The sequence below is a fragment of the Pigmentiphaga litoralis genome, assembly GCF_048632615.1.
In the GTDB taxonomy this organism is placed as follows: Bacteria; Pseudomonadota; Gammaproteobacteria; order Burkholderiales; family Burkholderiaceae_B; genus Pigmentiphaga; species Pigmentiphaga litoralis_B.
The window spans coordinates 1869692-1889692 of record NZ_CP184479.1 but is presented as its reverse complement, the minus strand read 5'-3'; the positions used below and the strand labels follow the sequence as shown (position 1 = coordinate 1889692).

Sequence of the window (20001 nt, the reverse complement as noted above, 5' to 3'; positions counted from 1 at the left end):
GACGCCCAATCTACCAGCGCGCGCAGATTGAAAAAATTGAAATGTTCATATAGATTTATTCGATTCTTCAATACTGCAAGCCGCCATGTCGATCACGCTGCGCCAGCTCGAAGCCTTTGTGGCCGTCTGCAATGAAGGCAGCTTCAGCAAGGCCGCGCAGCGCATCCACATCTCGCAGTCGGGGCTGAGCATCCTGGTGCGCGACCTGGAACAGAACCTGGATAGCCGGCTGTTCGACCGCAGCACGCGGCAGGTCACCTTGACCGACGCGGGGCGCGAGTTCCGGGCGCCGGCCGCGCGGCTGCTGGCCGACCTGTCCAGCGCGGTCGGCAATGTGCGCGGTCTGGCCACCCGTCAGCATGGGCACGTCACGGTCGCCGCGCCGCCGCTGCTGCTGGCGCGGCTGCTGATCCCGGTCGCCGCGGATTTCCGGCGGCAGTACCCCGACATTGCCGTGACGCTGCTGGATATCCCGTCTGAAGCCATCCTGCCGCGTATTGCCAGTGCCGAGGTGGATGTGGGGGTGGGCGCGTTCAGCGACGACGATCACGATTGTGTCATCGAACCGCTGCTGGAAGGGCCGCTGATGGTGCTGATGCCGCGTGATCATCCGTGCGCGCACAAACGCGCGATCAAGTGGGAAGAGCTGGCCACCTATCCCCTGGTGACGCAAACACCCGAAAACAGATTCCGCGCGTTCCTGGATCGCACCTTTGCGCAGCTGGGCCTGACGCCCAGGATCGCGATCGAGGTCGCCCAGCTGGCGACCGTCATCAGCCTGGTGGAAGCGGACTTTGGCATTGCGCTGTTGCCGCCCTACACCGCGCTGTTTCCGGCCGGGCGCAAGACGGTCGTGCGGCCGGTCAGCGCGCCGGTCATCCCGTCGCAGATCGTGCTGGCGCGCGACCGCTTCCGTTCGCCGTCGGCCGCGTCACTGGCCTTCATGGAAGTCACACGGCGCGCAGTGGCGCGCTGGCAGGCGCGGGTATAGCCCACGTGCCGGCCCCTGTCGCCCCTGCCGGACGCCCGGCGTAATCGGACTTGCAGACCCGCCCAACCTACCGCCGGCGCGCCCCCTTGTTTGCATACATCGCCATGTCCGCCGCGCGTTCGGCTGCGGCAAAGGGAACGTCCGGGCCGGTCTGCGCATAGCCGATCGCCACGCTCAGTTCCGGGCCCTGATAGAACTGGTTGTTGACTTCAATCAATCGCTGCAGGCGGTCGGCCAGGCGCGCGGCATAGTCCAGGTCCTGGCCGGGCATCAGCACCGCAAATTCGTCGCCGCCCACACGCGCCACGATGTCACCGGACTGCGACACTTCCTTCAGCACCTCGGCCGCGCGCCGGATCAAGGTGTCTCCGGCCGCATGTCCCAGATCATCGTTCACCGGCTTCAGGCCGTTCACATCGATCATGGCCACGGCGCTCGTGACCGAGGCGTCCTTCTCGATGCGCACGCGCGCCTCTTCATACGACGCGCGATTGAGCAGACCTGTCATCGCGTCGTGCGTGCCCAGGTAGCGCATGTAGGCTTCGGCCCGCTTCCGGGCGGTAATGTCGGTCAACGAAATCAACACACGATCCCACGTCGCTTCCGACCCCGGCATCACGGACCGCTGCAAGTGCACGTCCACCGGTTCGCCCGTCAGCGTGGTGTTGATGCCTTCGCATTCATACGCCACGCGGCCCTGCGCCATTTCGACCAGTTCCTCGGTGAAATGCACGCGCATGTCGCCCCCGAACACGGTGCCCAGGTTGGTCAGCAGTTCCGCCTTGGACGACGCGCGGAACATCTGCAAGGTGCGCCCGTTCACGTCCAGCACCTTGATTGCGTGCAGGCATCGCTGCACGAAGTCCGGGTGGGTGCGAATGTAGGCAGCGGGGTTCGCGACGCCCTGTTCGGTCAGGCCATCCAGCAGCGTCCGGATGCCCGAAAAATCCTCGACCCACAAGGACACTGGCGAGTGTTCGAACAGGCCTTGGGAGTAATCGCGCATCACCTCGCGCTGGCGCTCCGCGTCTTTACGCGCGCCGATGTCGTGCAATGAAATCAGGGCGCGCGACCAGTCGTGCTCATGGCCGGGCAGCACGGACCTTCGCATCAGGATCTCGACCGGACGGCCGTCCAGCGCGTAGTTGACGCCCTCGGTTTCGATCTCGAAGCGGCCTTCCCACATGCCGAGCAGGTCGGCGGTGAAGTGCTGCGCCATGTCGTCACGGAACACGCGGTGCAGGTTGTCCAGCAAGTGCGCTTGCGACGCCGCGCCGAACAGCTTGAGCGTGCATGCGTTGACCGCCAGCACGCGGATGCGGGACAGACAGGTATCGACGAACGACGGATGCGCGGCAATGTGGGCGGCCAGGTCCTGAATGCCGCCGGCGCGCAGGCCGTCCAGCAGGTGATGGATGCCGCTGAAGTCTTCCAGCCACAGCGAGACGGGCGCGGCGTCGAACAGAGCGGCAAGCTCGCGCGCTGGCAAGGTCGAGATATCGGTGGGCAGGTCAGACATGGGGTGGGGTCCGGAAAACATCTATGCCGCCGACTGGGTGTCCGGCAGCAGCGCTGCCGCGATCGTAGCAGGGGACTCGAACATGCAGGTCGGGCCCGACGCTTCCAGCGCCGCGGGCGTGGCATAGCCCCAGGCAACCGCGCCGAAATCGATCGCCTCGGCACGCGCGGCCTCGCGGTCCCGGGTCTCGTCGCCAATGTAGATGGCGCGGTGGGCCGGGATGCCACTGTGCAACAGCACCCGCCGCAGGTGCGTGCGTTTGCCGAGCAGGGCCGCGCCGCATTCATAGTGGCGCACCAGGGCGGAGAGATCCGGCCCCAGCACCCGCCGCACGTTGTCCTGCGAATTGGAACTGACCACCGCAAGTACGACGCCACCGTCAGCCAGTTGGCGCAGCAGCGGCCCGATGCCGTCGAACAGGCGGATCGTCTCGATGCTCTCGGTCATGAGCCGCTTGTAGTGGTTGCCGACCTGGGGCAGCTTCCACAAGGGCAGGTCGACCTTGCGCAGCAGGGTCTTGATGTCGTAGCCGCGCACCGTGTCGAGATGCGCGGTGTCGATGGGCCGGAAGCCGTGGTGGGCCGCTAGGCGGTTCACTACGCTGACGAAGAAGTCGAATGAGTCGGCAAGGGTGCCGTCAAAGTCGAAGATCGCGAGGGAATACTTCATCGGCGGGGTGTCCTGGCGTAAGCAGCGCTGCGCTGCAACAAATCCATTATCCCCGACTCGGCGTAACCGGCTGATGACGCCGGTGCGAAAGTCATTCGACCTGGATATTCGCCTTGCTGATCGTCGCCTGCCACACCGCCGCTTCCCGGGCGTTCTGCGCGGCGAATTCCGCGGGCGTGTCGCCCACTCCGGTCAGGCCCAATTCATTGAATTTGGCAACGGTCTCGGGCAGGGATATCGATGCCTTCACCGCGGCTGCGATTTTTTCCAGAATCGCCGGATCGGTGCCCGCCGGCGCCGCCAGGCCCCACCAGTTGCCGGTGCGCAGTTCGGGCAGCCCCTGTTCCGCTGTGGTGGGCACGTCGGGCAATGCGGCCAGACGCTGCGTGTCGGCCACGGCCAGGGCCTTCAGCTTGCCCGCTGCCAGATGCCCGGCCACCGTGCTGATGCCGGCGCTGGCGAAAAAGATCTGGACGTCATTGGCGAGCAGCGCCTGCACAGCGGGTGGCGCGCCGCGAAAAGCGACGTGCACCATCTCGGTCTGCGTCATTTGCGCATACAGCACGCCGGTCAGATGTGGCGGCGTGCCATTGCCCGGCGTGCCGAAGTTGAGCTTGCTCGGATGGGCTTTGGCATACGCCGTCAGTGCACTGAGCGAATTGACGGGCAGCGCCGCATTGACCACGACGACCGACGGCGCGAGGTTGACCTTGGTGATCGCCGCCAGGTCTTTGAGCGGATCGTAGCGCAGCCCCTTGGTCAGGTACTGGTTCATGACGAAGTTGTTCGTGGCCCCCAGCAGCAGTGTGTAGCCATCGGGCGCCGCGCGCGCCACGTCTTCGGCGCCGATGTTTCCCGACGCCCCGCTCTTGTTGTCGATATAGAAACGCGCGCCCAGGCGCTTTTCCAGATCGGCCTGGATCAGGCGGAACGTGACGTCGCCGGCGTTTCCGGGCGCATAGGGAATGACCAGGCGGATGTTCCGGCTGGGCCAGGCATCGGCGGCCTGGGCGGCGGGACCGGCCAGCAGGGCGGCGCCACAGGCGAAGGCGAGGAGGGCGCGGCGCGCGGGCGAAAGACAAAGGTGCATGACGGTTCTCGAGAGGCGAAGGGGAGCGGGAATGTCTCGTGAATGGCCGGTTCACCACTGCGCACAACCGGCTCGACGCACTGCGGGGCACCTCTGCAGCAGGTACCTGAACGCAATCTAGCAGGGGCCGACCCATATGCGTTATCGAAAAATTCATATGGATCCATATGAAAAGCCAATGCAATTCCGGGGCCCGAATTAGTCGCAAGTTTGCGATGACGTTACGTAACGTCGTATCGGCTGTGACGTAACGTCCCCCACGAAACAAGGGTAATCCCCAAGGCTAAAAAGCCGGGTCGGCAACCCACGCGCAGTGGCAGAAAAACGTCTGTGGCTCATCAATAAGACCAATGAATTCAATGACTTGCGCAACGGTGTCATTGCCCGAATGAAGGGTTAATCCATCGGATGGGTCCTCATGTCATCCCATGGCACACCTTTTGCAAAAGTTCATCCATCAAGCCATCCACCCAAAGACCAACGCAGGGCGTTACGGAGCGAGGGGTGGATTCATGAGTTCGTGATGGGGGATTGAACGTGAACAAGATCTATCGCACCGTTTGGAGTGACACCCTGCGCACCTGGGTTGCCGTGGCCGAAAACGCCCGGGCAAAGGGCAAGAGCGGCGGTGCGCGGGTCGGCGCAAGCGCCGCTGTGCTGCTGGGCGCGTCCCTGGTTGCTGCGCCGTCGTTCGCGGCGGGCATGCATGACACCCCGGACCTGTTGAATGGCCGTCTGACGGCCGCCCCCTGGTGGGCAGCATGACCGCCGCGTTGAATCAGGTCAGCCAGACCCCGCAGACCGTGCAGGTCGCGACCGCCGCGCCGGCCGTGCTGCAATCGGCTACGGTGTCCGCCATGAATGGCGTGGTGCCGATGCTGAACGCCCCCTGATGGACACGCCGATGGCCTCGCCATCGATGTCGCAAGTTCCGGCCGTCATCACCCCCGTGCCCTCGCTGCAGAACACGGTGCAGACGCTCAAGGCGCCGGTGGCCGCTGTCACCGCGCCCCTGGCGGGCGCCACACCCACCGCCGCGCCGGCTGTCGTCGCCACGGTCACCCAGCCGGTCCGCACCGCCGTCACCACGACGGCCGCGCGTACGGCGCCCGTTGCGCGGACCGCGCAGGCTCCCGTCGCCGCCGTCACCGGCCCGATCGTGGGCGGCGCGGCCGCGCCGGTCGTGTCCGAACCCTTGGCCACGCTCAGCACCGCGGTGCCCAAACTGCTGTCCACCGTGGTCACGCAAAGCGGCGGTTCCAATCCGGCGTCGGGCCTGCCCACTCTGGTCAACGCCGCCATCGCGCCCGTATCGCGGGTCGTTACCCCCAGCAGCAACGGCACGCCGTCCATCAGCCTGGTCACGGATACGCTGGACACCGTGGTGGCGCCGGTCGCTGCCCTGGTGCCTCCGCTGGCCGGGACGCCCAGTTCGCCGCTGGCACCCGTGACCGACGCGGTGGAGCCCGTAACAGCGTCATTGACGACGGTGACGACCCCTGTCGCCACGGCCACCACGCCGGTCCTGAACGCCGTCACCGGCGCGCTGGAACCCGTTACAACGGCCCTGGCGCCCGTCACGACGCCGCTGGCCCCGGTCACCAACGGCGTCGGCGTCATTGCCGCGCCGGTCACCAACGCCCTGGGCGGTATCACAACGCCATTGGCAGCCCTGCCTGTCATCGGCAATGTGGTGTCGCCCATGATCGCGCCCACTCCGGTCGTTTCGGGCTCGATCGCGCCGCCGCTGAACCCCGAGCCCCCGTCGGGCCTGGTCATCGGCACGGCCGGTGTGACCGGCGGCGTGGGTCAAGGCCTGGCGCCGCTGACCCTGGCCGCCTTCGGCCAGCAGGAAACCTTCTTGCGGTCGGGCGCGCTGGCCGTCAACCGTGAAAACATCAACGCGCGCTTCAGCGTGGTCAACGTGCTGGGCCTGCCGGTGCTGGACCTGGCGCCTGTCACGGGCACGCTGGCCGGCACTACGGGCGGGACCTTGCCGCAGCAGAACCTGACGCTGCTGGGCGGGGTCACATCGGGCAACTACATCACCAACATCAATTCCGGCCTGACCTACAACAACGGCCTGCTGTTGCCTGGCACCACGCCGCCGTCCTACGTGCAGGGCAACAACTGCCTGAACGTACTGGGGATCGCAGGCGCCACCTGCTGGGACATTCCGGCGGCGCAGAACAACCAGGTCCTGATCGGGGACGGCGCGTCCGCCAACGGTTCGCAGGAAGTGGTGATCGGCACCAACGCGCGCCACCTGCTGCCGAACGAAAACGCGAACGACATCTTTACGGACCCCAACATGCTGGGCGTCCCCAACACCAACTACGCGGCGCGCAAGGGCCATTCAGTGGTGATCGGCGACAACACGCTGGGCACCGCGAACGGCCAGACCATCATCGGCGCGGAAGCCACGTCCAACGTGGCCGGCGGCGTTGCTCTCGGCTTCCAGTCGGTTGCCGATCGGGTAGGTACCGGTGTCGAAGCCTATAGCGGCCTGGCCGTACCGGTGCAGGGCGTGGTGTCAGTCGGCAGCGCAGGGGCCGAACGCCAGATCACCAATGTGGCGGGCGGCACGGTCGACACCGACGCGGTCAACCTGCGCCAGCTGCGGGCACTGGAAACGCAGATCAACGTGGGCGATGCCAACTCCGTCAAATACGACGACGTCACCAAGGGCACCGCCACCCTGGCCGGTGTCGGCGGTACCACCCTGACCAACCTCAAGGCTGGCGCCGTCTCTGCAACCAGCACCGATGCGGTGAACGGGTCGCAACTGAACGCGACCAACCAGAACGTCACCACGGTCACCAACACCGTCACCACTCTGGGTGACACCGTCAACACGATCGACCTGCAGGGCACGCGCTTCTTCCGCGCAAATTCGACGCTGGCCGGTGCGTCGGCAACCGGCATCGACAGCGTGGCGGCAGGCGGGGCCTCGACAGCGTCGGCCACGAATTCCGTTGCCCTTGGCACCGGCGCCAACGCCACGCAAGCCAACAGCGTGGCCCTGGGTGCGGGGGCGGGCACCACGGTCGGTGCGCAGACCAACTACGCTGCGTTCGGGCTGGCCGCGCCGCAAAGCTCGGCTGGCGAAGTATCGATTGGTTCGGCGGGCGCCGAACGCAAGCTGACCAACGTGGCCGCGGGCAGCGCCGATACGGATGCCACCAACGTTGCCCAACTGCGCGCCGTCAGCTCGCAAGTTGGCGACCTGGACGCCCTGGCCGTGAAGTATGACGATGCCAGCAGAAGCCAGCTCACCCTGAACGCAGGCGGTACGTCCACGCGCATCAGCAACGTGGCGGCCGGCACGCTCTCGGCCACCAGCACCGATGCCGTCAACGGCGCGCAACTGGACGCCACCAACCAAAACGTGACAACGGTCACCAACACCGTCACGACGCTGGGCGACACGATCAACACGATCGACCTGCAAGGCACCCGCTACTTCCGCGCCAACACGACCCTGGCCGGGGCGGCCGCAACGGGCGCCGACAGTGTGGCGGCGGGGGCGCATCGACGGCATCGGCCGCCAACTCGGTGGCGCTGGGCACCAACGCCGCGGCGACGCAGGCCAACAGCGTCGCGCTGGGCGCGGGATCCACCACGTCGGTGGGCGCGCAGACCGGCTACACGGCCGTGGCCTTGGCCGCGCCGCAGACGTCGGCCGGTGAAGTGTCAATTGGTTCGGCAGGCGCCGAACGCAAGCTGACCAATGTCGCGGCGGGCAGCGTCGATACCGATGCCGCCAATATCGCGCAATTGCGCGCGGTGGGCTCGCAGGTCACCCAGCTCGACCAGCTGGCCGTCAAATACGATGATGCGACCAAGACCGTGCTGACGCTCAATGCCGGCGGCGGCTCGACGCGCATCACGAACCTGTCGCGCGGCGCCGAAACCGCGGCCAGCACCGACGCCGTGAACGGCTCGCAATTGTGGGGATGGACGCAGGACCCCACCAATGTCCTAAGCAATACCAGCCTGTACAACAGCATCCAGAACATCAACACCAGCGGCGGTTCGCCGTACTTCCGCGCCAACTCCACCCTGGCTGGCGCGCAGGCCACCGGCCTCGACAGCACGGCGGCGGGCCCGCAAGCGGTTGCGGCAGGCGCAAACAGCGTGGCGACCGGCAAGTCCGCCAACGCCGCCGCCGACAACTCCGTCGCGACCGGCAATGCCGCCGCGGCGACCGGCACGGCTGCCGTGGCAGTGGGTTCCAACTCGACCGCCAGCGGCGCGCAGTCGACCGCGTTGGGCGCCGATGCCAAGGCCACGGCCAGCAACAGCGTGGCGCTGGGCAGCGGGTCCGTTGCCGACCGGTCCAACAGCGTGTCGGTCGGCGCCGTGGGCGCCGAACGCCAGATCACCAACGTGGCTGACGGCGTCGCGGACACCGACGCGGCCAACGTGCGCCAGGTCAAGGCGATCTCAGGCGACGTCACCAATGTGATCGCCGGCAAGGACGGCATGTTCCAGGTCGAAAACTCGCTGGCACGCGCCAAGCCGGCAGCCACGGGCGTGGACTCGGTGGCAGGTGGCGCGGGCGCGCTGTCGGCCGGTGCGCAAGCCACGGCCCTGGGCAACGCGGCCAACGCCGCGGGCAGCAATGCCACCGCCGTCGGCAACGGCGCGGTCGCGTCGGGCACCAACACGGCATCGCTCGGACAGGGCGCCGTGGCTTCAGGCGCCAACGCATCGTCGTTCGGTCAGGCGGCCGTGGCCTCGGGCACCAATTCAGTGGCGGTTGGCAACAATGCGCAGGCGCAGGCGTCGGGCAGCATGGCGCTGGGCAATGGCACGCAGGTAGCATCCGCGGCGACCAACAGCGTGGCGATCGGCACCTCGTCGGTGGCCAGCCGCGACAACTCGGTATCGGTGGGCGGTGGCGCAACGGGAGATCGCCAGATCACCAACGTGCGGGCCGGCACGCAGGGCACCGATGCGGTCAACGTCCAGCAATTGCGTGATGCCACGTCGGGCTTTGGTGACGACCTCAACAACCTGCGTGGCGACCTGCGCAAGTACGAACGCAATTCGTATGCGGGTGCGGCGTCGGCAATGGCAGTGGCGGGCTTGCCGTCGGCCTATCAGCCGGGCAAGAGCATGGCCTCGGCCGCGGTCAGCAACTACCTGGGCCAGTCCGCGGTGGCGATCGGCGTGTCGACGATCACCGATAACGGCCGCTGGGTCTACAAGTTCGCGGGCAACGTCAACTCGCAGGGCAAGCTCGGTGCGGTGGTCGGCGCCGGTTACCAGTTCTGATGCGGCACCCCACCATGGATCGGCAACCCACCCTGAACCGGCACCACCCACCCCTGGAGAATTTCATGTCCCACCCACGCAAGGGCGCACTTGTCGCAGCATCCCTGCTGACGCTGCTGGTGTTGAGCGGCTGTTCGATGTTCAAGGGCGGCGCGCCGAGCCGGCCGGTCGTCGCCAATGCCGATGCCGGCGCCCCGCAGTTCCCGGACAAGGCCAGCGCGACCCTGAAGGAAGGTACGTTCGCCAACATCGAAAACCTGCGCAAGATGATCCCCGGCCTGACCAAGCCGCAGGTATACGACCTGGTCGGTCCGCCGCACTTCAGCGAAGGCCTGTTCAACGTGCGGCAGTGGGACTACATCTTCAACTTCCGCACGGGCAAGGGCAACGAGTACCTGGTCTGCCAATACCAGATCAAGTACGACGAGGCGATGCGCACCCAGACCGGTGCGTGGGACAAGCGCGAGTGCGCGGACATGGTATTCCCGCGCCCCGTGGCCGCGCCGCCGCCACCGCCGCCGCCCGCACCCGTGGTCGCTCCCGTCGCGCCGCCCCCGCCCCCCGCGCCACGGCGCGTGACGCTGGCCGCCGATGCGCTGTTCGATTTCGGCAAGTCCGACATCAACAGCATTTCGACCGCGGGCCGCCGCCGGCTGGATGAGCTCAGCCGCGAAATCCGTGCGGTCGATGTCGAACGGGTCCATGTGATCGGACACGCCGACCGCATCGGCAACGCCGCGGCCAATGACAGGCTGTCCCGCGAACGCGCCGCCACGGTGACGAGCTATCTGGTGCGCGCGGGCGTGCCGGGCAACGTCGTCACGTCCGATGGCCGCGGATCGCGCGAACCGGTGGTCCAGTGCACCCAAAGCAACCGTACGGAATTGATCGCGTGCCTGGCCCCGAATCGGCGGGTCGAACTCGAAATCACGGGCAAGGCGGAGGCACGCCGTTAGCAAGTTTCAAAAAGGGTGGCCCGGGTCGGCGCCCTGCCGCAACACATCGCAGGCAGGCAACGCCAGAAGGTAGCGCGAAAGGGCAGCGCAGGAAGGCAAGGTCGGAGGGCAACGCAGGAACGCAACGCAGGCAGGCAACGCAGGGCGGCAACGCGGCAAGGCAGCGCACTGGCGCAACGCATCATGGCAACGCACGGCAGGCAACGCATCGATCACAACATCGACCGCAACGCTCCGGCGCAACGCCATCGAGGCAACGCACAGGCGCGGCGCCTACGCCGCAACGCCACCAGGCAACGCCACCGGCAACGCCGTCTTGCAAGGCCCACGGGCAACGCCATCTTGCAACGCCGTCTTGCAACGCCGTCCGGCAACGCATCGGCGGCAAGGCGCTGATCCGGTAGCAGTCAAGTGGGTAACGAGAAAGGACCGCCAGTCGAGGCCATCCGCTGGCGGCTGAAGGGGAGCTCAGGCTCCCCTTTTTTGTGCCGGTTTGGCGGCGACGCATCGCCGGGGTAGCATGGTTGACTTACCCTTTCCCGTTCAGGAATCGTCATGTCCGCACCTTCGTTCACCCCGCTTTCCGACAACTTTGCCGTGGCGCCGCAACTGGCCCCTGAAGACATGGCTGCTCTGGCCGCCGCTGGTTTCAAAAGCGTGATCAACAACCGCCCCGATTTCGAAGGCGGCGCCGACCAGCCCGCCGCCGATACGATCGGTGAAGCCGCGCGCGCCGCCGGCCTGAACTACGTGCATCAGCCCGTCAACGGCGCCAACATCCAGGCCGGCGACGTCGCCACCTTCGCCCAGCAACTCGACACCTTGCCCGGCCCGATCCTGGCCTTCTGCCGCAGCGGCGCCCGCAGCACCCGCCTGTACCAGCTCGCCATCTCGCAGCGTTGAACGAGGTGGTCGTGCGCGCGCGGCTTGGCACGCTGCCCGTCTGGGCCAGGCGATCCCTCAAGATCGGCGGCGGCGTCGTGGCCGGCTGGCTGCTGCTGTCAGGCCTGGCCGCCTGGCGCGTGCCCATCCTGGTACAGGACCTTGCCGCGTCGCAATCCGCCGAGATCCTTGGCCGCCCGGCGCGTATCGACACCGTCACCTTCAACCCGTTCACCCTGGTGCTGCGCGCGCGCGGCATGCACGTCTTTGAACCCGACGGCACGACACCGCTGCTGACCGTCGCGGGCCTGGACGTCGACGCATCGATCACGTCGCTGTTCCGGCTGGCGCCCGTGCTCGATCGCATTACCGTGACCGAGCCCCGGCTAGCCCTGGTGCGCGAAGATACCCGCCGCTTCAATATCAGCGACATTCTTGAACGCCTGGCCGCGCGCCCCGCCGGCGACGGCGGCACGCCCCGGTTCTCGTTGAACAACGTGTCCTTGCAGGGCGGCGCCATTACCCTGCAAGACAAAATCACCGGCCGCACGCACACCGTGCAGTCGCTCGACATCGGCCTGCCATTCCTGTCGACCTTGCCGTACGCGGCCGAGATCGACGTCCTGCCCCGCCTCACGGCCGTCATCAACGGCAGTCCCCTGGACCTGGGCGGCCGCGCACGGCCCTTCGACACATCACGCACGTCCTCGCTCGACTTCCACCTGGACAACCTGGCGCTCGACGCGTTCGCCGACGCCTGGCCCTTGCCGTATCCGGTTGCCTTGCGCAAGGGTACGCTGGACGCGCAAGTGCAGATGGTGTTCGACGCACCGCCCGACGTTGCGCCCACCTTCCGCATCAGCGGCGATGTCGCGTTGCATGACGTCGATATCCGCAGCACCCCTGGCGACGCCGCGTTGATGCAGGTCAAGACGCTGGCCGTGAAAGAGATGGCCGTCGAACCGCTGGCCCGGCGCGTGACGATAGGCCGTGTGGAGGTGGCCGACCCGCACGTGAATGTGACGCGGAATGCGGCGGGGAAGTGAACGTAGTGCGCGTCGGTACGGCACAGCCGGCAGCGACGGTGCGTGCGACCAGGACGACGCCGCCTGCAGCCACCCCAGTACCCGCGGCGACCCCTGCACCTGCGGCCAGCCCTGCGCCTGCGCCGACTTCTGCACCTGCGGCCAGCCCTGCGCCTGCGCCGACTTCTGCGCCTGCGGCGACCCTGCGCCTGCGGCGACCCCTGCGCCTGCGGCGACCCTGCGCCTGCGGCGACCCTGCGCCTGCGGCGACCCCTGCGCCTGCGGCGACCCTGCGCCTGCGGCGACCCCTGCGCCTGTGGCGACCCCTGCACCCGCGGCGACTTCCGCATCTGCGGCCTGGCACGTTGCCGTCAAGGAAATCGACCTGACCGGCGGCAATGTCCGCTGGCAGGACGCCAGGGACAACTTCGGCACTTCGCTGTCCGGCATCGCCGTGAAGGTGAGCGCGCTCAATTTTCCTGACCCGGCCAACGCACCCGCAACCCTGTCCCTCGACGCCAAGGTCGCCGACGCCGGAGCCGTGAAGGTGAGCGGCCCCGTCCGCCTCCAGCCTTTCGGCGCGGACCTGGACGCTTCTTTGACCGGCCTGGCTTTGCCGGCCCTCGCGCCGCTCTGGAAACCCTACCTCGCGCTCGCCATAGATCGCGGAACGCTCGACGTCAAGGCCAAGGTCCGTGCCTCGCAAGGTGCAAGCGGCATGCAAGTCGCCTGGAACAACGGCGGCGTCAGCATCAGACAACTGCGCGCCGCACCGCTGGCCAACCCCGAATCGCAACTGCAATTCGATCAACTGGCGCTGCAAGGCCTGGAAGGCGACCTGCAAACCCGCCGCGCGCACCTGGGCGCCATCACACTGAGCGCGCTCAATCTTGCCGCGCAACGCGATCGCAGCGGCGCCATATCCTGGGCATCGTTGACGAACACAACGGGTGCGTCTGCAACGGGTGCATCCACCCGTCAACCGAGATCCGCAGCGGATACCAAGCCAGTAAAGCGCCGCGCGTCGAAAGCAAGCGCAGGTACACCAGCGACACCAGCAGCCGCATCAGCGACACCGGCAGCCGCACCAGCGACACCGGCCGCTGCCACACGAGCGACACCGGCCGCTGCCACACCAGCAACACCGGCCTTAGCCTCGCCAGCAACACCGGCCTCAGCCACACCAGCAACACCGGCCTCGGCTACACCAACGGCACCAGCCACACTCACCGCATCGCCGGCTCCCGCCGCCACCCCCTGGACCGTCTCCGCCACCAGCGTCGCCATCACGGACTCCGCCGTCCGCTTCACCGACGAATCCGTCACGCCCCGCGTCAACGCCCGCCTGGACGACCTGCGCCTGACCACCGGCAAGCTCGCCTGGCCCGCCACCGCCCCCATCGACTTCACGCTCTCCAGCGGCCTGCAACGCGGCGGCAAGCTCGACGCTTCCGGCAAGGTCACGCCCTCGCCACTCGCCGTCAACGCCGACCTGACCGCCACCCGCCTGAACCTGACGGCCTTTGCTCCCTACATTGCCGAACGCATCAACGCCACCGTCGCCAGTCTGGTCGTCGGCGCCAAGGGCCGCCTGGACTATGCCGCCGCCGCAGGCCGCACGCCGCAATCCGTGGCCTGGAAAGGATCAGCCGACGTCAACGATCTGACCCTGCTCGACAGAGCCAATCGCGCCGACTTCCTGCGCTGGCGCCGTCTGGGCTTCAAACAACTCGACGTCAGACAGCAGGGCGACGTACTGACGGCCGACCTTGGCGACATTGCGCTGCAGGATTTTTTTGCCCGCGTCATCTTGCGTGAAAGCGGCCGTTTGAACCTGCGCGAACTGCTGGTGACCCCGGGTGAAGAAGGCAACGCATCGATCACGCAGGCGTCAAGCGAGCGCGGCGGCAGCGGCAAGGCGCAGGCGTCGGTCGGCGCCGCCCCCGACACCGGCAAACGCACCATTCGCGTCGGCGGCCTGCAACTGAGCCGCGGCAACATCAACTTCACCGACAATTTCGTCAAGCCCAACTACACGGCCAACCTGACGGACATCGAAGGCGGCATTACCGCGCTGGCCACCGACCGTCCGGACCCGGCCGACGTCACCTTGAAAGGCCGCGTCGATGGCAATGCGCCCGTCGACATCCGCGGCAAGGTGCAACCCTTTGGCGAACAGCTCTATACGGACATCACGGCAAGCGCCAGAGGGGTGGACCTGCCCGGCCTGACCCCGTACGCCGCCAAGTACGCGGGCTACCCCATCGAACGCGGCAAGCTGTCGATGGACGTGCACTACCTGATCGAAAACGGCAAGCTGACCGCCAGCAACAAGCTGCTGCTGGACCAGCTGACCTTTGGTGATCGTGTCGACGGACCGAGCGTGCTCAATCTTCCGGTGCGTCTGGCCGTCTCGTTGCTCAAGAACAGCAAGGGGGAGATCAATCTGGATCTGCCCGTGGCCGGCTCGCTGGACGACCCGCAGTTTTCGATCGGCGCGGTCGTGTTCCGCGCGCTGGGCAACCTGATCGTGCGCGCCGTCACGTCACCGTTCTCGTTGATCGCATCGGCCTTCGGCGGCAGTGGCGCGCAGGAACTGTCCTATGTGGAATTCGAACCCGGCCGCACGGCGCTCAGCAGCACCGCGCGAAGCAAGATCGACACGCTGATCAAGGCTCTGAAAAGACCGACCCGCGCTCAAGCTGGACATCAGCGGCCGCGCCGACCCCGCCGTCGATACCGACGCGCTGCGTAAAGTGGGCGTCGAACAAATGATGCTGGACCAGAAGCGGCGCGTCATGACTCGCCGCAACGATGTCGACCCCGCCTCGATCACGCTGCAAGCGGGTGATGAGGCAACCTATCTCGAAGCCGCCTACAAGGCCGCCCGCTTCGACAAGCCGCGCAATGCCATCGGCCTGACCAAATCGCTGCCTGACGACGAGATGCGATCCCTGCTCGAAGCGCAGGTGGAAGTCGGCGCCCCGCAGTTGCGGGAGCTGGCCGTGCGCCGCGCCCAGGCCGTCATGGCCGTGCTGCGCGACGCCGGCCTGAGCGAACGCGCCTTCATCATCACACCGCACACCGACGCCAACGGCGTCAAGGATGGCAAGACGACGCGGGTGGACTTCTCGTTGAAGTGATCAACGATGGCCTCGAAGCCACCCACCGTACGTTGACCTGACCCACCACTTCGTTGATTGCGGCAAACAACGTGTTGCTGCTGTCAACGACCTGCTCAGGAGCCACCCCCTCCGTCTGCAGCGCCAGCCACACCTGCCGCATCGACGGATCGTTCTTGTCCACATCCACCTGGAAACCGAGACGGCGCATCAAGGTCAGCATCGGCCCGTTGTTGCCCAGCACGAAGCCTTCGATGCGCGACAGCCCCTGGTTGCGCGCCGCCTCGATCAGCGTCGTCATCAGCTGGATGCCCAATCCCTTGCGCTGCCAGTCGTCACCGATCACCAACGCATACTCCGCGCTCTCGCCATCCGGATTCAGCAGATAGCGGGCGACACCGATCACCACTTCATGCAGCAGGGCAGGGCGCTCGGGATCCGGTTCCCACACCGTCGCCACCACGGCCAGCTCGCGGTGGTAATCGACCTGCGTGTAGCGCGCCAGCATGCGCGGCGACAGTTCCCGCATCGTCGAAATGAAGCGCATGTAGCGCGTATGTTCCGACAGTCCGCGCGTGAACGTCTGCAGGGGCACCGCATCCTCCGGGCGGATCGGCCGGATCGTATAGGGCGCGCCATTCGCAAACTGCGCATGCCGTACCAGACGCGTGGGATACGGATGGATGGCCATATGCGCATAGGCGGTGGCGCCAGCATCGATGACGCCCAGCTCCGTCGCCCCCGATGTCGTGGCGCCCTCGGGCAACGCAACGCCTGGCATCAGGCTGATGCGCGTATCCGCCGCCAGCACGCGCGCGCCATCCACGATGATCGGATTGATGTCGATCGTCGCGATATCCGGCAGGGCGCATACGATCTCCGACACCCGCACCAGCGTGTCTTCCAGCATATCCAGCGCCTCGGGCGACGCCTGACCCGCCAGGGTGTGCCGCCAGACGGCCGTGCGCTCCATCAGCCGCTGCGCCAGAAAGCCGTTCAGCGGCGGAAGTTCCACTCCGCTTCCGTTGATGCCTTCCGGGCGCGTGCCGCCCGTACCAAAGCGTATGACCGGGCCGAACAGCGGATCGCGGGCGACACCGATCGCGACCTTGACGGCGCCGGGTGGGCTCGACATGGCCTCGACCGTAATGCCGGCCACGCGGGCGTTGGGCGCCGCGTCATGCGCATTGGCGAGCATGCGGTGATACGCCGTCACCAGCTCGGTCGTGTTGCGAATGTCCAGATGCACGCCGCGCACCGCCGACTTGCGCTCCACGTCGGGCGAATCGATCTTGATCGCCACCGGAAAGCCGATCTGCTGCGCGGCGATCACGGCTTCGGCCGCCGACCGCGCCAGCACCACCGACACGACAGGGATATGGAAGGCGGCCAGCAAGGCCTTGGCTTCGGGCGTGGTCAACGTCAGCCGTCCGTCGGCCCGCGCCGTCTCGATCATGATGCGCGCTCCCGTCAGGTCGGGCGACTGGCCCGGCGGCTCGGGCGGTGGCGTCTGCAGCAGCAATTGCTGGTTGTAGTGATAGGTCGCCAGGTTGCCGAAGGCGTCCACCGCCGACTCGGGTGTGCGAAAGGCCGGAGACCCGGCATCGTCCAGTACACGCCGCAAGGGCCGCATGGCCGCGTCCCCCATGAAACAGGTGATCACGGGTTTGGCCGCCTTGGGCGCCACCTCGGTCAAGGCCTGCGCCACGGCTTCCATATTGGCGTCCGGATCCGGCGACAGCACCACCAGCACGCCATCCACCCCCGGATCCGCGACCAGACTGCGAATCGCCTTGGCGCACGCATCCGGTGTCAGCGCCGAAAACTCGACCACGGGATTGTCCACCCAGGACGTCGCGGTCAACGCGCCCGCCAACTCCACCCGGGTGATCTCGTTCAATTCAGCAGGCGACACGGCCGCGCCTCCCGGCCCCATCAAATCCAACGCCAGTTGCGCCGGCCCGCTGCCATTGGCGAACAGGGCAATGCGCCGGCCACTCGGGCGCTTGGCAAAACCCAATGCCTTGACCGCCGAGAACAGTTGAACAAAGTAACGGACCCGCACCGCCCCCGCCCGGCGCAGCGCCGCATCGAACACCACGTCGGACGGAATCGTGGACACCGTGTTGTCCGGCACGCCGGTATCCGCGGGCGCGCCCGGCCGCACACTGGTGCGCGCCTGCCCGGCGCGGCCCGCCTTCAACACCACTACCGGCTTCACACTGGACGCCGCCCGCACCGCGCTCATGAACTCGCGTGCGTTCTGCACGTCTTCCAGATATAGCGCGATGCTGTCGGTACGTGGATCGGCCACCAGAAAATCCAGCACCGTCGGCACGTCCAGCATGGCCTCGGCACCCAGCGACACCACCGTTGAAAAGCCTGTGCGATTGTCGTCGGCCCAATCCATGACCACCGCCATGATGGAGCGCGACTGCGTGACCAGCGCCACACGGCCCAGCCGCGCCAGCTGCGGATGCACACTGGCGTTCAGACCCGCATGCGGCCGCTGCAGTCCAAAACTGTGCGGTCCAAGCAACATGCAATCGTGCGCCTGCGCCCACCGCCGACAGAACGCCGTGTCGTCATCCGACGGCTCGTGGGTGATCACGATGGCTGCGCGCGGCGGCAGCGAAGATAGTGTCTCGAGCACGCCACGCAAGGCCGCGCGGGGCACCTTGATCACCGCCAGATCGGGCCGGGCCTTGGGGTCGGCACTGCCGCACAAGGGCGAGGGCAGGGTGATCCGCTGCTGGGCATCGAGCCGGATCTCGGTCGTCGTCGCGCGCAGCGCGGGCGGCAGCGTGATCATCAGCGGCAAGGGACGGTCGCTGATCGCCACCAGCGAACGCGGATCGAACAGGGGGATAAGCTGTGGCGTGACATAGCCCTTTCTCAAGGCCGGCAGGGGCCGGCATGCGGCCATTTCAAGGGATATGCCGTCTCACTGCAAGAGGCTTTTCGTACAATCGGGGATTGGACTGTGCCGCAGTCCCCTCTTATTCGAGATTGCCCATGAGCACCGACACCCCGACATCGCCCGCCCGCCTCGCTAACGTGCGCACCCGGTTCGCCCCGTCGCCGACCGGCTTCCTGCACCTGGGCGGCGCCCGCACGGCCCTGTTCTCGTGGGCATTCGCGCGCCACCACGGCGGCACGTTCATCTTGCGTGTCGAAGACACCGACGTCGAACGCTCCACGCCCGAAGCCGTCCAGGCCATCATCGACGGCATGCAGTGGCTGGACCTGTCCCACGACGAAGGCCCGTTCTACCAGATGCAGCGCATGGACCGCTATCGCGACGTCGTCGCACATATGCTGGCCGCCGGTACCGCCTACTACTGCTACAGCTCGCCGCAGGAAATCGAAGCCATGCGCGAGCTCGCCCGCGCCGAAGGCCGCAAGCCGCGCTATGACGGCACCTGGCGCCCCGAACCCGGCAAAACCTTGCCCTCGATTCCCGCCGACCGCAAACCCGTCGTGCGCTTCAAGAATCCAGCCGACGGCGACGTCACCTGGAACGACATGGTCAAAGGCCCCATTAGCTTTTCGAACGGCGAACTCGACGACCTGATCATCGCGCGCCCCGACGGCACGCCCACGTACAACTTCTGCGTGGTGGTCGACGACTGGGACATGAAGATCACCCACGTCATCCGCGGCGACGACCACGTCAACAACACCCCCCGCCAGATCAACATCCTGACCGCACTCGGCGCCAGCCTGCCTGAATACGGCCACGTCCCCATGATTCTGGGGCCCGACGGCGAAAAACTGTCCAAGCGCCACGGCGCCGTCAGTGTCATGCAATACGACGACCAGGGCTACCTGCCCGAAGCCATGGTCAACTACCTGGCCCGCCTGGGCTGGAGCCACGGCGACGACGAAATCTTTTCGCGTGAACAACTGGTCGACTGGTTCGACACCCGCAGCCTGTCAAAGTCGGCAGCCCAGTGGGATCCCAAAAAGCTGAACTGGGTCAACGCCCACTACATCAAGGCCAGCAGCAACGACGACCTGGCCGCCCGCGTCGCGCCCCGCATTGCCGAGCGCGGCGGCAAGACCGACGGCGTCAACGTCGCAGCCATCATGGGCCTGCTCAAGGAACGCGCCGAAACGCTTGAACAGCTGGCCGACGACGCCATGCTTTTCTGCGGTGAATTCGACGCATCCGCGACACCGCCAGAATTAATTTCGCAGCACCTGACCGACGTCACGCGCCCGATATTGCAGGACTTCGCGGCGCAAGCGGCCCAGATCGAATGGACCCGCGAGAACATTCAGGGCCTCATGAAGCCACTTCTGGCCAAACATGGGGTTAAAATGCCGCTGTTGGGCATTCCTTTGCGCGTAGCAGTCACCGGCCGGGCCCAAACCCCAGCCATCGACGCGGTTCTGGAATTGCTTGGCAAAGAAGTTGTGCTGGAACGCTTGCACAGGATTTAAAAAGTGTGCATAATGTCGTTC

At 66.6% G+C, this 20001-nt stretch carries 14 protein-coding genes and 1 pseudogene; 11 read left to right on the top strand and 4 right to left on the bottom strand.

Annotation, left to right across the window (positions count from 1 at the left end):
• The first annotated feature begins 85 nt into the window (after window positions 1-85).
• Window positions 86-991: a LysR family transcriptional regulator gene (locus ACNANG_RS08245; RefSeq protein WP_420226787.1), complete on the top strand. Its 906-nt coding sequence runs from the start codon at window positions 86-88 to the stop codon at window positions 989-991.
• Window positions 992-1058: 67 nt separating this feature from the next.
• Here ACNANG_RS08245 and ACNANG_RS08240 read toward each other — a convergent pair whose 3' ends face one another.
• The 3 genes from ACNANG_RS08240 to ACNANG_RS08230 all read right to left on the bottom strand — a co-directional run bounded on the left by ACNANG_RS08240 (window position 1059) and on the right by ACNANG_RS08230 (window position 4269).
• Window positions 1059-2510 carry a diguanylate cyclase domain-containing protein gene (locus ACNANG_RS08240; RefSeq protein WP_420226786.1) on the bottom strand — a complete coding sequence of 484 codons (1452 nt, stop codon included), beginning with the start codon at window positions 2508-2510 and terminating at the stop codon, window positions 1059-1061.
• A 21-nt stretch (window positions 2511-2531) separates the two neighbouring features.
• Window positions 2532-3179 carry an HAD hydrolase-like protein gene (locus ACNANG_RS08235; RefSeq protein WP_420226785.1) on the bottom strand — a complete coding sequence of 216 codons (648 nt, stop codon included), beginning with the start codon at window positions 3177-3179 and terminating at the stop codon, window positions 2532-2534.
• 91 nt (window positions 3180-3270) lie between these two features.
• Window positions 3271-4269 carry a Bug family tripartite tricarboxylate transporter substrate binding protein gene (locus ACNANG_RS08230; RefSeq protein ID WP_420226784.1) on the bottom strand — a complete coding sequence of 333 codons (999 nt, stop codon included), beginning with the start codon at window positions 4267-4269 and terminating at the stop codon, window positions 3271-3273.
• A 537-nt stretch (window positions 4270-4806) separates the two neighbouring features.
• Here ACNANG_RS08230 and ACNANG_RS08225 point away from each other — a divergent pair.
• The 9 genes and pseudogenes from ACNANG_RS08225 to ACNANG_RS08185 all read left to right on the top strand — a co-directional run bounded on the left by ACNANG_RS08225 (window position 4807) and on the right by ACNANG_RS08185 (window position 15555).
• Window positions 4807-5034: an ESPR domain-containing protein gene (locus ACNANG_RS08225; protein ID WP_420226783.1), complete on the top strand. Its 228-nt coding sequence runs from the start codon at window positions 4807-4809 to the stop codon at window positions 5032-5034.
• Window positions 5031-5162: a hypothetical protein gene (locus ACNANG_RS08220; protein ID WP_420226782.1), complete on the top strand. Its 132-nt coding sequence runs from the start codon at window positions 5031-5033 to the stop codon at window positions 5160-5162. Before ACNANG_RS08225 ends, ACNANG_RS08220 begins: the two co-directional genes overlap by 4 nt.
• Window positions 5162-7684, top strand: a pseudogene (locus ACNANG_RS08215) (hypothetical protein); the annotation flags it as partial. The gene ACNANG_RS08220 and the pseudogene ACNANG_RS08215, both read left to right, overlap by 1 nt.
• A gap of 140 nt (window positions 7685-7824) precedes the next feature.
• Window positions 7825-9549 (top strand): YadA family autotransporter adhesin, encoded by a 1725-nt coding sequence (locus ACNANG_RS08210; protein ID WP_420226781.1) that lies wholly within the window; start codon window positions 7825-7827, stop codon window positions 9547-9549.
• Window positions 9550-9614: 65 nt separating this feature from the next.
• Window positions 9615-10505 carry an OmpA family protein gene (locus tag ACNANG_RS08205; RefSeq protein WP_420226780.1) on the top strand — a complete coding sequence of 297 codons (891 nt, stop codon included), beginning with the start codon at window positions 9615-9617 and terminating at the stop codon, window positions 10503-10505.
• A 555-nt stretch (window positions 10506-11060) separates the two neighbouring features.
• Window positions 11061-11408: a TIGR01244 family sulfur transferase gene (locus ACNANG_RS08200; protein WP_420226779.1), complete on the top strand. Its 348-nt coding sequence runs from the start codon at window positions 11061-11063 to the stop codon at window positions 11406-11408.
• Between the two features lie 11 nt (window positions 11409-11419).
• On the top strand, window positions 11420-12433 hold the full coding sequence (locus ACNANG_RS08195; RefSeq protein ID WP_420226778.1) for a DUF748 domain-containing protein: 1014 nt from the start codon (window positions 11420-11422) through the stop codon (window positions 12431-12433).
• Between the two features lie 295 nt (window positions 12434-12728).
• Window positions 12729-15167 carry a DUF748 domain-containing protein gene (locus ACNANG_RS08190; RefSeq protein ID WP_420226777.1) on the top strand — a complete coding sequence of 813 codons (2439 nt, stop codon included), beginning with the start codon at window positions 12729-12731 and terminating at the stop codon, window positions 15165-15167.
• A gap of 1 nt (window position 15168) precedes the next feature.
• Window positions 15169-15555, top strand: coding sequence for a hypothetical protein (locus ACNANG_RS08185; protein WP_420226776.1), 387 nt, complete (start codon window positions 15169-15171; stop codon window positions 15553-15555).
• On the opposite strand, the gene ACNANG_RS08180 is transcribed toward ACNANG_RS08185, so the two are convergent.
• Entirely contained in the window at window positions 15512-18433 is a 2922-nt protein-coding gene (locus tag ACNANG_RS08180; RefSeq protein WP_420226775.1) for a GNAT family N-acetyltransferase, read from the bottom strand. The genes ACNANG_RS08185 and ACNANG_RS08180 overlap by 44 nt on opposite strands.
• Window positions 18434-18549: 116 nt before the next feature.
• On the opposite strand from ACNANG_RS08180, the gene gltX reads away from it, so the two are divergent.
• Window positions 18550-19980, top strand: a complete 1431-nt coding sequence (gene gltX / locus ACNANG_RS08175; RefSeq protein WP_420226774.1) for a glutamate--tRNA ligase — start codon at window positions 18550-18552, stop codon at window positions 19978-19980.
• Window positions 19981-20001 lie beyond the last annotated feature (21 nt).

Coding starts and splice junctions, on each gene's coding strand:
- ACNANG_RS08245 (WP_420226787.1), top strand. CDS start 86: ATGTCGATCACGCTGCGCCAGCTCGAAGCCTTTGTGGCCGTCTGCAAT.
- ACNANG_RS08205 (WP_420226780.1), top strand. CDS start 9,615: ATGTCCCACCCACGCAAGGGCGCACTTGTCGCAGCATCCCTGCTGACG.
- ACNANG_RS08220 (WP_420226782.1), top strand. CDS start 5,031: ATGACCGCCGCGTTGAATCAGGTCAGCCAGACCCCGCAGACCGTGCAG.
- ACNANG_RS08230 (WP_420226784.1), bottom strand. CDS start 4,269: ATGCACCTTTGTCTTTCGCCCGCGCGCCGCGCCCTCCTCGCCTTCGCC.
- gltX (WP_420226774.1), top strand. CDS start 18,550: ATGAGCACCGACACCCCGACATCGCCCGCCCGCCTCGCTAACGTGCGC.
- ACNANG_RS08235 (WP_420226785.1), bottom strand. CDS start 3,179: ATGAAGTATTCCCTCGCGATCTTCGACTTTGACGGCACCCTTGCCGAC.
- ACNANG_RS08200 (WP_420226779.1), top strand. CDS start 11,061: ATGTCCGCACCTTCGTTCACCCCGCTTTCCGACAACTTTGCCGTGGCG.
- ACNANG_RS08240 (WP_420226786.1), bottom strand. CDS start 2,510: ATGTCTGACCTGCCCACCGATATCTCGACCTTGCCAGCGCGCGAGCTT.